The following is a 12,673-nucleotide window of genomic DNA, read 5'->3' as shown; positions in this document are numbered from 1 at the left end:
TATCAAGCGCGCCCGCGGCCTGGCCCTGCTGGCCTCCACCGCCAGCCACGGCCGCAGAGACCCGGCAGACGACAAGTAGCAAAGGATTGAATGCATGCGTGCCTTAGCTGAGTTCATCATGCGCGGCCGCATGCAGGCCACTCTCGTAGTGGCCGGATGTGCAACATTGCCGTTGTTGTATTGGTTGGGTGCCGCCGCCGGGAGCCTTGTGCTGCTGCGGCGCGGATTGACAGACGCCCTCGGTGTTCTGTTGCTGGGACTGCTGCCGGCCTTGGTCTGGTGGTTGTACGCCGATGATCCACGGGCACTTCTGGTGCTGCTGGGGTCTTCGGGGCTTGCGTTGATTTTGCGCGCAAGTGAGTCCTGGGTTCGTACGCTGCTGGCCAGCGTGGCAATAGGAGTGGTGTTTTCGGTGGTGCTCGGGGCGGCGTTTGCTGCCCAGATCGAGATGCTCGCGCAGGCCCTTATCAAGGTAATGCCCGCGCTTCTCGGTGAGACCTACAAGCAATTGTCGGTCGATGAGCAAGCGCGTTTCGCGTCCCTGATTGCACCAGTCCTGACCGGACTGATTGCGGCGTTGTTGCAGATCGTCAGCGTGCTGAGCCTGATTGTCGGGCGTCATTGGCAGGCGTTGTTGTACAACTCGGGTGGTTTTGGTCGCGAGTTTCGCGCCATACGGATCCCGCTGGGGCCGGCGATGTTACTGCTGGCGTTGATGCTTCTGGGCCCGAATCTCGGTGCACAGATGGCCATGTTGACGCCGTTGTGCAGTGTACCGCTGGTGTTCGCCGGACTTGCCTTGATTCACGGGCTGGTCGGGCAGAAGCGACTGGCCGGTTTCTGGCTGGTGGGGTTGTACGTCACGCTGTTGCTGTTCATGCAGCTGATCTATCCGTTGCTCGTGGTTTTGGCCATTGTCGACAGCCTGATTGATTTTCGCGGTCGTCACGTGTCGAAAGACACCGACAGCGCGAACGGTGAAGGTTAAAAGTTAGAGGATTTTCACATGCAACTGATCCTTCTGGAAAAAGTCACCAACCTGGGCAACCTGGGTGACAAAGTAAACGTTAAGGCCGGTTACGGTCGTAACTACCTGCTGCCTTACGGCAAAGCTACCGCCGCGACCCCAGCGAACATCGCTGCGTTCGAAGAGCGTCGTGCCGAGCTGGAAAAAGCTGCTGCAGACCGTAAAGCATCGGCTGAAAGCCGTGCTGCCCAACTGGCCGAGCTGGAAGTGACCATCACTGCCACCGCTGGCGACGAAGGCAAGCTGTTCGGTTCGATCGGGACTCACGACATCGCTGACGCACTGACCGCCTCCGGCGTTGAAGTGCAGAAGAGCGAAGTTCGTCTGCCGAACGGCACCATCCGCAACGTAGGTGAATTCGACGTGGCTGTGCACCTGCACGCCGAAGTTGAAGCCACCGTACGCGTTGTCGTGGTAGCAGCTTAAGCAACACCTGATCGGCTGGCGGCTTGCCCGTCAGACGGTTAACATCGGGCACGATCCTGTTTACAGGTCGTGCCCTTTGTCTTTCTGCAATTCCTGATTTTCAACCAAACTCAAGTGGCCATGAACGATATCTCCGCTCCCGAGCAATACGATCTGCAAACCGCTGCCCTGAAGGTGCCGCCGCATTCCATCGAAGCCGAACAGGCTGTACTCGGTGGTCTGATGCTGGACAACAACGCCTGGGAACGCGTGCTCGATCAAGTCTCCGACGGTGATTTCTATCGACATGACCACCGCCTGATCTTCCGTGCGATCGCCAAACTGGCCGATCAGAACTCGCCGATCGACGTCGTGACCCTTGCCGAGCAATTGGACAAGGAAGGTCAGACCTCGCAGGTGGGCGGCCTCGGTTACCTTGGCGAACTGGCGAAAAACACACCGTCCGTCGCCAACATCAAGGCGTATGCGCAGATCGTCCGCCAGCGTGCGACGTTGCGCCAACTGATCGGCATCAGCACCGAGATCGCCGACAGCGCCTTCAACCCGGAAGGGCGCACCGCCGAGGAAATCCTCGACGAAGCCGAGCGTCAGATCTTTGCAATTGCCGAGGCCCGGCCGAAAACCGGTGGCCCGGTAGGCGTGAACGATTTGCTGACCAAGGCAATCGACCGCATCGACACACTGTTCAACACCGACAACGCGATTACCGGCCTGTCCACCGGCTACACCGACCTCGACGAGAAGACCAGCGGCCTGCAGCCAGCTGACTTGATCATCGTTGCCGGCCGTCCGTCGATGGGTAAAACCACCTTCGCGATGAACCTGGTGGAAAACGCCGTACTGCGCAGCGACAAGGCCGTGCTGGTGTACTCCCTCGAGATGCCAGGCGAATCGCTGGTCATGCGTATGCTCTCGTCGCTGGGCCGCATCGACCAGACCAAGGTGCGTTCCGGTCAGCTAGAAGATGACGACTGGCCGCGCCTGACCTCGGCGGTCAACCTGCTCAATGACCGCAAGCTGTTCATCGACGACACCGCCGGTATCAGTCCGTCGGAAATGCGTGCGCGAACCCGGCGTCTGGCGCGTGAGCACGGTGACATCGGTCTGATCATGATCGACTACCTGCAATTGATGCAGATTCCGGGTTCCGGCGGCGACAACCGCACCAACGAGATTTCTGAAATCTCGCGTTCCTTGAAAGCCCTGGCCAAAGAATTCAACTGCCCGGTGGTGGCGCTGTCGCAGCTCAACCGTTCCCTCGAGCAGCGGCCGAACAAACGCCCGATCAACTCCGACCTCCGGGAATCCGGAGCGATCGAGCAGGATGCTGACGTGATCATGTTCGTGTACCGCGACGAGGTGTATCACCCGGAGACCGAGCATAAAGGCATCGCCGAAATCATTATCGGTAAGCAACGGAACGGGCCAATCGGCTTTATCCGCCTGGCGTTTATCGGTAAGTACACCCGTTTCGAAAACCTTGCGCCGGGCAGCTATAACTTCGACGACGACGAGTAATCTTCGGCGCCTGATCTGGCCTCTTCGCGAGCAGGCTCGCTCCCACATTTGGAATGCGTTCAAATGTGGGAGCGAGCCTGCTCGCGAATGGCGTCGGCACAATTTCCGACCACAGCCGTCGGAATTGGTCAAAATTTGTGCTATATTCCGCGCCCGCGAAATTCAATGAAAGCCAACACCGGTTATCGACATGCAAGCAGCCAAGCCGTTATTTGACTATCCAAAGTACTGGGCCGAATGTTTCGGGCCAGCGCCATTCCTGCCGATGAGCAGGGAGGAGATGGATGAGCTTGGCTGGGATTCCTGCGACATCATCATCGTCACCGGTGATGCCTACGTCGATCACCCGTCGTTCGGCATGGCGATCATCGGCCGGCTGCTGGAGTCGCAAGGCTTCCGCGTCGGGATCATCGCCCAGCCAAACTGGCAGTCCAAAGACGACTTCAAGAAGCTCGGCGAGCCGAACCTGTTCTTCGGCGTCGCGGCCGGCAACATGGACTCGATGATCAACCGCTACACCGCCGACAAAAAAATCCGTTCCGACGACGCCTATACACCGGGCGGTATGGCCGGCAAACGTCCGGATCGCGCGAGCCTGGTTTACAGCCAGCGCTGCAAAGAAGCCTACAAAAATGTGCCGATCGTTCTCGGTGGCATCGAAGCCTCCCTGCGCCGCATCGCCCATTACGATTATTGGCAGGATCGCGTGCGTAACTCGATCCTGATCGACGCCTGCGCCGACATTCTGCTGTACGGCAACGCCGAGCGCGCGATTGTCGAAGTCGCCCAGCGTCTGTCCTACGGCCACAAGATCGAAGACATCACCGACGTGCGTGGCACCGCGTTCATCCGTCGTGACACGCCGCAAGGCTGGTACGAAGTGGACTCGACGCGCATCGACCGTCCGGGCAAGGTCGACAAGATCATCAACCCGTACGTGAACACCCAGGACACCCAGGCCTGCGCCATTGAACAGGAAAAGGGCCCGGTCGACGATCCGCAGGAAGCCAAGGTTGTACAGATTCTGGCCAGCCCGCGCATGACTCGTGACAAGACCGTGATCCGCCTGCCGTCGATGGAAAAAGTCCGCGGTGATGCGGTGCTTTATGCCCACGCCAACCGCGTGCTGCACCTCGAAACCAACCCGGGCAACGCCCGCGCGCTGGTACAGAAGCATGGCGAAGTCGACGTCTGGTTCAACCCGCCGCCGATTCCGATGACCACCGAAGAAATGGACTACGTGTTCGGCATGCCTTACGCACGTGTTCCGCACCCGGCGTACGGCAAGGAGAAGATCCCTGCCTACGACATGATCCGTTTCTCGGTGAACATCATGCGCGGCTGCTTCGGTGGCTGCACCTTCTGCTCGATCACCGAGCACGAAGGCCGGATCATCCAGAACCGTTCCGAAGAGTCGATCATTCGCGAGATCGAAGAGATCCGCGACAAGGTGCCAGGCTTCACCGGCGTCATCTCCGACCTCGGTGGCCCGACCGCGAACATGTACCGCATCGCCTGCAAAACGCCGGAAATCGAATCCGCGTGCCGCAAGCCGTCCTGCGTATTCCCGGGCATCTGCCCGAACCTGAACACCGACCACTCGTCGCTGATTCAGCTTTACCGCAGCGCCCGTGCCTTGCCGGGTGTGAAAAAGATTCTGATTGCCTCCGGCCTGCGCTACGACCTCGCGGTCGAGTCGCCGGAGTACGTCAAAGAGCTGGTGACCCACCACGTCGGCGGTTACCTGAAGATCGCCCCGGAACACACCGAGGAAGGTCCGCTCAACCAGATGATGAAACCGGGCATCGGCAGCTATGACAAGTTCAAGCGCATGTTCGAGAAGTACACCAAGGAAGCGGGCAAAGAGCAGTACCTGATTCCGTACTTCATCGCCGCCCACCCGGGCACCACCGACGAAGACATGATGAACTTGGCCCTGTGGCTCAAGGGCAACGGCTTCCGCGCCGACCAGGTGCAAGCGTTCTACCCGTCGCCGATGGCCACCGCCACCGCGATGTATCACTCGGGCAAGAACCCGCTGCGCAAGGTCACTTACAAGAGTGACGGCGTGAATATCGTCAAGAGCGAAGAGCAGCGTCGTCTGCACAAGGCGTTCTTGCGTTATCACGACCCGAAAGGCTGGCCGATGCTGCGTGAAGCGCTGATCCGCATGGGTCGCGGCGACCTGATCGGTTCGGGCAAGGATCAACTGATCCCGACGCACCAGCCGACCACCGACAGCTACCAGAGCGCCCGTCGCAAGAACTCGACGCCGGCTGGCAGCCATAAAGTGGCGAAAGAAGGCAAAGAGAAGACCACCAAGATCCTCACCCAGCACACCGGTCTGCCGCCGCGTGCCAGTGACGGTGGTAATCCTTGGGACAAGCGAGAGCAGGCCAAGGCGGCGGCATTTGCCCGCAACCAACAGGCTGCGAAAGAGCGTAAAGACGCCGCGAAAGGCAAAGGGCCGAAACCGACCCGCAAGCCGGTCGTACCGCGCTAAAGCAAACGCCAACCTTCGGGTTGGCGTTTTTTTTGAGTCAAAAGATCGCAGCCTGCGGCAGCTCCTACAGTGGGATTCGCGTTTCCCTGTAGGAGCTGCCGCAGGCTGCGATCTTTTGATCTTCGCCACATTTAGGCGCAACTTCGCCTAACCATTTCCCCGCATCGCCCGATTTTGGTGCTGTACTGCCCTAAGCATTCCGGGAAAGCGCCCAGGCCTCTGCATGGCATAAGTCTTGCGCGCTTTCGAATACGCTTAGGCTCGCAGGAGGCACGCCGTGTCGATTCATGTCGCATTGCATCACGTCACGCATTACCGCTACGACCGCGCTGTCGAACTCGGCCCGCAGATCGTTCGCCTGCGCCCGGCTGCCCACAGTCGCACGCGGATTTTGTCGTATGCGCTGAAAGTCTCGCCCGAGCAGCATTTCATCAACTGGCAGCAAGACCCGCAGGGCAACTACCTCGCGCGGCTGGTCTTCCCGGAAAAAACCGACGAGTTGCGCATCGAGGTCGATCTGCTGGCCGAAATGGCCGTGTTCAATCCCTTCGATTTTTTCCTTGAGCCCTACGCCGAGAAAATCCCTTTCGCCTACGCCCCGGACGAACGCAAAGAGTTAGCGCCGTATCTCGAAACCCTGCCACTGACGCCGAAATTCAGAGCCTATCTGGACGCCATCGACCGCACGCCGCTGCCAGCGGTGGACTTCCTCGTCGCACTCAACCAGCGCCTCAGCGAAGACATCGGCTACCTGATCCGCATGGAACCGGGCGTGCAAACCCCGGAGCACACCCTCGAACACGCCTCAGGCTCTTGCCGCGACTCGGCGTGGTTGCTGGTGCAACTGCTGCGCAACCTCGGGCTGGCCGCGAGGTTTGTATCCGGTTATCTGATTCAACTGACCGCCGATGTGAAAAGCCTCGACGGCCCGTCCGGCACTGAAGTGGATTTCACCGACCTGCACGCCTGGTGCGAAGTGTATTTGCCGGGCGCCGGCTGGATCGGCCTTGATGCGACGTCAGGGTTGTTCGCCGGTGAAGGGCATATCCCGTTGGCCTGTAGTCCCGATCCGTCCTCGGCGGCGCCAATCAGTGGTTTGGTCGAACCCTGCGAATGCGTGTTCAGCCACGAAATGTCGGTGGAGCGGATCTGGGAGGCGCCGCGCGTCACCAAGCCTTACACCGATGAGCAATGGCTGGCGATTCAAGCGCTGGGCCGGCAGATCGATGCTGACCTGTTAGCCGATGACGTGCGCCTGACCATGGGCGGCGAGCCGACGTTCGTGTCCATCGATGACCCGGACGGCGCCGAGTGGAACACCGCTGCATTGGGCGAGGACAAGCGCCGTCTCTCTGCGGAATTGTTCCAGCGCATGCGCAAACACTACGCACCGAAGGGCCTGGTGCATTTCGGTCAGGGCAAGTGGTATCCGGGCGAACAACTGCCGCGCTGGTCGCTCAACTGCTACTGGCGCCGCGACGGCGTGCCGGTCTGGCACAACGATGCGCTGATCGCTGACGAGCAGCAGGATTACGGCGCCACAGGTGAATTGGCCGGGCGTTTCCTCGCCAGTGTCGCCGAACGCCTGAAATTGCCTACACGTTTTGTGTTCCCGGCCTACGAAGATAACTTCTATTACCTCTGGCGCGAGGGCACGTTGCCGAGCAACGTCAGCGCCGAAGACTCGCGTCTGGAGGAGCCGCTGGAGCGCGCACGCCTGCGCAAAGTCTTCAGTCAGGGCCTGAACAAGGTGATCGGCCAAGTGCTGCCGTTAGCGCGTACAGCCAAGGGTGATCAATGGCAGAGCGGGCGTTGGTACCTGCGCGATGATCATTGCCGTCTGGTGCCGGGTGATTCACCGCTGGGTTATCGCCTGCCGCTCGGTTCGCAGCCGTGGGTGAAAGCCGCCGAGTACCCGTTTATTCATCCACAGGATCCAAATCAGGATTTTCCCGAGCTGCCGCAAACCACCCAACTCAACCTTCACGGCGAACCGGCGACGTCTGATGAGCGCACGCCAAAAATCGACGAATCCGCCGATTGGCTGACCCGCACCGCGTTCTGTGCCGAAGCCCGCGAAGGGCGTTTGTACCTGTTCATGCCACCGCTGGAACGGGTCGAAGATTATCTGGAACTGGTCGCGGCCATCGAAGCCACCGCCGAAGAACTGCATTGTCCGGTCTTGCTGGAAGGCTACGAGCCGCCTAGCGATCAACGCCTGAGCAACTTCCGCATCACCCCCGATCCGGGCGTGATCGAGGTCAACGTGCAGCCATCGGCGACATGGGACGAGTTGGTCGAGCGCACCGAGTTCCTTTATGAGGAAGCGCGGCAAACCCGCCTGACCACCGAGAAATTCATGATCGACGGCCGCCACACCGGTACCGGCGGCGGCAATCACTTTGTGCTCGGCGGCGCGACGCCGGCGGATTCACCGTTCCTGCGTCGTCCGGATCTGCTGCGCAGCCTGATCAGTTACTGGCACAACCATCCATCGCTGTCGTACCTGTTTTCCGGATTGTTCATCGGCCCGACCTCACAGGCGCCACGCGTCGATGAGGCTCGCAATGATGCTTTGTACGAACTGGAAATCGCTTTCGCGCAGATGCCGGAGCCGGGCGAGGAATGCGCACCGTGGCTGGTCGATCGATTGCTGCGCAACTTGCTGATCGACGTCACCGGCAACACTCATCGTGCCGAGTTCTGCATCGACAAACTGTATTCGCCGGATGGCGCCACCGGGCGTCTCGGCTTGTTGGAGTTGCGCGCCTTTGAAATGCCGCCCCACGCACGCATGAGCCTCGCTCAACAATTATTACTGCGGGCGCTGGTCGCACGATTCTGGCGCGAACCGTATGCGCCGCCGAAACTGGCGCGCTGGGGCACTGAGTTGCACGATCGCTTCCTGTTGCCGCACTTTATCGAGCAGGACTTCGCCGACGTCATCGTCGAACTGAACAACGCCGGTTATCCACTGCGGGCGGAATGGTTCGCGGCGCATCTGGAGTTTCGTTTTCCCAAGGTCGGCGATTACGCCGTCAATGGCATCGAACTGGAACTGCGCCAGGCGCTGGAACCGTGGCATGTGCTGGGCGAGGAGGGCGCGGCGGGCGGCACGGTGCGTTATGTCGATTCATCGCTGGAGCGTTTGCAGGTCAAGGTAAAAGGCTTGCCGCCGCAGCGTTATCTGCTGACCTGTAATGGCATCGCGGTGCCGTTGCACCCGACCGGGCGCGTCGGCGAATTTGTCGCCGGTGTGCGTTACCGCGCCTGGCAACCGGCCAACTGCCTGCAACCGACGATACCCGTACATGCACCGCTGGTATTCGACCTGCTCGACACCTGGATGGGTCGATCACTGGGCGGTTGTCAGTACCACGTCGCGCATCCCGGCGGGCGTAATTACGAGACGCTGCCGGTTAACGCTAACGAAGCGGAGAGCCGGCGTATGGCGCGATTCTTCCGCGTCGGACACACGCCGGGGAAACTTCCTATACCGAAGGTGGAAATCACTGACGAGCTACCGATGACAATCGATTTACGACGTTTCCAAATCGTACGCGACGCTTAGATTTTTCGTATATCCGGGCGTCATGTGCCTGCGTTAGTCTGACCGTTCCTTGCTGTCTGCCGAGCTTTCCATGCCTGACCTGCTAGACCGCTACCCGCTCACGGCGGGCACTTATCACGAACTGCTCGACGGCAGTGGAGCGGTGCGCCCGCATTGGCAGCGGCTGTTCGATCAGTTGCAGCGCAGCAGCCCGGCGCAATTGCTGCAGCGGCAAGCGTTGCTGGCGCGGCAAATTCAGGAAAACGGCGTCACCTATAACGTCTATGCCGACCCCAAAGGCGCAGATCGGCCGTGGGAACTGGATCTGCTGCCCCATGTGATTGCGGCGGATGAATGGCAGCAGTTGTCGGCCGGGATCGCTCAGCGTGCGCGTCTGCTCAATGCTGTGCTGGCGGATCTTTATGGCCCACAAAAGCTGATCAGTGAGGGGTTGCTGCCGGCGGAACTGGTCTTCGGCCACAACAATTTTCTCTGGCCGTGCCAGGGCATTGCGCCACCGGAAGGGGCTTTCCTGCATCTCTACGCGGTGGATCTGGCGCGCACGCCGGACGGCCGCTGGTGGGTCACGGCCGATCGCACTCAGGCGCCATCGGGTGCCGGTTATGCGCTGGAAAACCGCACCATCGTTTCCCGTGCTTTCCCCGAGTTGTACCGCGACCTGAAGGTGCAGCATCTGGCCGGTTTTTTTCGTACGTTGCAGGAAACCATGGCCCGTCAGGCGCCCTGCGACGATGACGCGCCGCTGATCGTGTTGCTGACGCCTGGGCGTTTCAACGAAAGCTATTTCGAACATTTGTACCTGGCTCGCCAGCTCGGTTATCCACTGGTCGAGGGCGGCGACCTGACCGTGCGCGATGCCACGGTCTACCTGAAAACCCTCAGCGGCCTGCGTCGGGTACACGCGATCATGCGCCGGCTCGACGACGATTTCTGCGACCCGCTGGAGCTGCGCACGGACTCGGCACTCGGCGTGCCCGGATTGCTTGAAGCCGTGCGTCAGGGCCGTGTGCTGGTGACTAATGCGTTGGGTAGCGGCGTACTGGAATCGCCGGGGTTGCTGGGGTTTCTGCCGAAGATCAATCAATACCTGTTCGGCGAAGAACTGATCCTGCCATCGATTGCCACGTGGTGGTGCGGCGAGGCGCCGGTGTTGGCGCAGGCGTTGGAGAAACTTCCGGAACTGTTGATCAAACCGGCATTCCCCTCGCAAACCTTCACACCCGTGTTTGGTCGTGATCTGAGTGAAAAACAGCGTCATGCGCTGGCCGAGCGCATGCAGGCGCGACCTTACGCCTACGTCGCGCAAGAATTGGCTCAGCTGTCCCACGCGCCTATCTGGCAGGCTGAAAACGGTCAGTTGCAACCTCGGGCGATCGGCATGCGCATGTATACCGTGGCCAGTCGCGACGGTTATCGCGTGCTGCCCGGTGGCCTGACCCGAGTGGCCGCCGAGGCCGATGCCGAAGTGGTGTCGATGCAGCGCGGCGGCGCGAGCAAGGACACCTGGGTGCTGGGCGAACGACCGCCGAGCGGTGAGCAGTGGAAAACTCAGCGTAGTGTCGGCGTACATGACCTCGTCCGCCGCGATCCCTATTTGCCGTCGCGGGTGGTGGAAAACCTGTTCTGGTTCGGCCGTTATTGCGAGCGCTGCGACGACAGTGCGCGCTTGCTGCGCATCATGCTCGCGCGATATGTCGACGGCGATGACCCGCAAGCGTTGCAGGCTGCGGTCGATCTGGGTGAACGGCTGGCGCTATTGCCGGACGAAGGCGAATTGCCTGAACGCCTTTTGGCGGCATTGCTCGGCGAAGATTGGTCATTCAGCCTGCGCTCCAACCTGCAACGCTTGCAGTGGGCGGCTTCGCAGGTGCGCGGCAAACTTTCGCGGGAGAACTGGCAGGCGCTGGTCGAGTTGCAGCGCGAAGCGATGGAGCTGGATACCGACGAGCCGGACTTCGGCGAGTTGCTGGATTTTCTCAACCGACTGGTGATGTCGCTGGCGGCGCTGTCTGGGTTTGCCCTCGACGACATGACCCGCGATGAGGGTTGGCGATTTCTGATGATTGGCCGGCGCATCGAACGTCTGCAATTCCTCAGCAGCAGTCTCGCGGCATTTTTGCGCGGCGCCGGCGCTTTCGATCAGTCGGGGCTGGAATGGCTACTGGAACTGGGTAACAGCAGCATCACCTATCGCTCACGGTATCTGGCGGTGGCGCAATTGATCCCGGTGCTGGATCTGTTGCTGCTGGATGAGCAGAACCCGCACGCGGTGTTGTTCCAGCTGAAACTGGTGACGCGCACGTTGAAGCGCCTGAACGAGGATTTCGGTGCGCCGCGGGAGGCTGGGCTGCCGCAATTGGTCGAGCGGCTGGCGCGTTTCGATCTGAGCTGTCTGGAAAATCCGCTGTTCGGTGAAACCAGCGTGCGCGCCGCGCTCAATGGTCTGGCGGATCTGCTCCAAGAGATTGCCGAGGCCAGCGGGCAAGTGTCGGATCGTCTGGCGCTGCGCCATTTCGCTCACGTCGATGATGTCAGCCAACGCACGGTGTCCGTCTGATGAGCGCGCATTACCAGATCCTCCACGACACCTGTTATCACTACGACAGCCCGGTGTCGCTGGCGCAGCAATTGGCACATCTATGGCCGCGCGAGTGCACTTGGCAGCGCTGCACCGAACAAAAATTGCTGATCAGTCCGGAGCCGACGGCGCGCCGCGATGAACTGGATGTGTTCGGTAATCCGCTAACCCGACTGGCGTTCGAGCGCCCGCATGATGAATTGCAGGTGAACGCGCGGCTGACGGTGGAAGTGCTGGCGCGGCCGGTGCTGGATTTTAAGCAGTCGCCGGCGTGGGAGCAGACCCGCGATGCGCTGACCTACAGCAGCCTGCCGTTGTCCGCGGAGATACTTGAGGCGTGTCGATACCGCTTCCAGTCACCGTATGTGCATTTGAAACGCAGCTTCGTCGAGTTCTCGCAAAGTTGTTTCCCTGCGGGGCAGCCATTGATGCTCGGTGTGCAGGCGTTGATGCAGAAGATTTTCAGCGAATTCACCTTCGATGCCGAAGCGACCCAAGTGGCGACGCCGCTGGTAGAAGTGCTGGAGCGGCGGCGCGGGGTGTGTCAGGACTTCGCGCACTTGATGCTGGCGTGTGTGCGCTCGCGAGGTTTGGCTGCGCGTTATGTCAGTGGTTATCTGCTGACTCAGCCGCCACCGGGGCAGCCACGCCTGATCGGCGCCGATGCCTCGCATGCTTGGGTGTCGGTGTTTTGTCCGGTGCTGGGCTGGGTGGATTTCGATCCGACCAATAACGTGCAGCCGGCGCTGGAGCACATCACGCTGGCGTGGGGCAGGGACTTTTCAGATGTTTCGCCGCTACGCGGGGTGATCCTCGGCGGCGGCAACCACGATCCGGAAGTGCGCGTCACCGTAATGCCACTGGATTAACGCAGATCAAACTGTAGGAGTGAGCCTGCTCGCGATATCGGTGTGTCAGCAGCAAATATTTCAACTGGCACACCGCTATCGCGAGCAGGCTCACTCCTACAAGGGGAATTGGGGTGTTTCGGCAAGTGGGGCTGTGAGGGCCGGCAGTGAAACCGCCAGCCCCGTCACAAATCCGCAGGGT

7 protein-coding genes are annotated in these 12,673 nt (G+C 60.6%); all 7 read left to right on the top strand.

Features of this window, described 5'->3' with window-relative positions:
- Window positions 1-94 precede the first annotated feature (94 nt).
- The 7 genes from ACIP66_RS11610 (at window position 95) to ACIP66_RS11580 (ending at window position 12,492) form a co-directional block, all read left to right on the top strand.
- Window positions 95-988: a hypothetical protein gene (locus tag ACIP66_RS11610; protein ID WP_400648129.1), complete on the top strand. Its 894-nt coding sequence runs from the start codon at window positions 95-97 to the stop codon at window positions 986-988.
- Between the two features lie 18 nt (window positions 989-1,006).
- The gene (gene rplI / locus ACIP66_RS11605) at window positions 1,007-1,453 is read left to right on the top strand and encodes a 50S ribosomal protein L9 (RefSeq protein WP_042557398.1); all 447 of its coding nucleotides are present in this window, start codon (window positions 1,007-1,009) and stop codon (window positions 1,451-1,453) included.
- A 120-nt stretch (window positions 1,454-1,573) separates the two neighbouring features.
- Window positions 1,574-2,971: a replicative DNA helicase gene (dnaB, locus tag ACIP66_RS11600; protein ID WP_053116810.1), complete on the top strand. Its 1,398-nt coding sequence runs from the start codon at window positions 1,574-1,576 to the stop codon at window positions 2,969-2,971.
- 190 nt (window positions 2,972-3,161) lie between these two features.
- Window positions 3,162-5,474 carry a YgiQ family radical SAM protein gene (locus tag ACIP66_RS11595; RefSeq protein ID WP_400648125.1) on the top strand — a complete coding sequence of 771 codons (2,313 nt, stop codon included), beginning with the start codon at window positions 3,162-3,164 and terminating at the stop codon, window positions 5,472-5,474.
- A gap of 277 nt (window positions 5,475-5,751) precedes the next feature.
- Complete coding sequence (locus tag ACIP66_RS11590; protein ID WP_400648123.1) at window positions 5,752-9,045, top strand: DUF2126 domain-containing protein; 3,294 nt, start codon at window positions 5,752-5,754, stop codon at window positions 9,043-9,045.
- A gap of 70 nt (window positions 9,046-9,115) precedes the next feature.
- A complete protein-coding gene (locus ACIP66_RS11585) occupies window positions 9,116-11,602 on the top strand; it encodes a circularly permuted type 2 ATP-grasp protein (RefSeq protein ID WP_400648120.1) in 2,487 nt (828 codons plus the stop codon).
- Window positions 11,602-12,492, top strand: coding sequence for a transglutaminase N-terminal domain-containing protein (locus tag ACIP66_RS11580; RefSeq protein WP_400648118.1), 891 nt, complete (start codon window positions 11,602-11,604; stop codon window positions 12,490-12,492). Before ACIP66_RS11585 ends, ACIP66_RS11580 begins: the two co-directional genes overlap by 1 nt.
- Window positions 12,493-12,673: the final 181 nt, after the last annotated feature.

The sequence above is a fragment of the Pseudomonas sp. NPDC088429 genome (assembly GCF_044753305.1).
In the GTDB taxonomy this organism is placed as follows: domain Bacteria; phylum Pseudomonadota; class Gammaproteobacteria; order Pseudomonadales; family Pseudomonadaceae; genus Aquipseudomonas; species Aquipseudomonas rustica.
The sequence above is the reverse complement of the archived record's forward strand: the minus strand, read 5'-3'. Positions and strand labels throughout refer to the sequence as shown.

Excerpts from the sequence above, each read along its gene's own strand:
- ACIP66_RS11610 (WP_400648129.1), top strand. The coding sequence starts at position 95 with ATGCGTGCCTTAGCTGAGTTCATCATGCGCGGCCGCATGCAGGCCACT.
- rplI (WP_042557398.1), top strand. The coding sequence starts at position 1,007 with ATGCAACTGATCCTTCTGGAAAAAGTCACCAACCTGGGCAACCTGGGT.
- dnaB (WP_053116810.1), top strand. The coding sequence starts at position 1,574 with ATGAACGATATCTCCGCTCCCGAGCAATACGATCTGCAAACCGCTGCC.
- ACIP66_RS11595 (WP_400648125.1), top strand. The coding sequence starts at position 3,162 with ATGCAAGCAGCCAAGCCGTTATTTGACTATCCAAAGTACTGGGCCGAA.
- ACIP66_RS11585 (WP_400648120.1), top strand. The coding sequence starts at position 9,116 with ATGCCTGACCTGCTAGACCGCTACCCGCTCACGGCGGGCACTTATCAC.
- ACIP66_RS11580 (WP_400648118.1), top strand. The coding sequence starts at position 11,602 with ATGAGCGCGCATTACCAGATCCTCCACGACACCTGTTATCACTACGAC.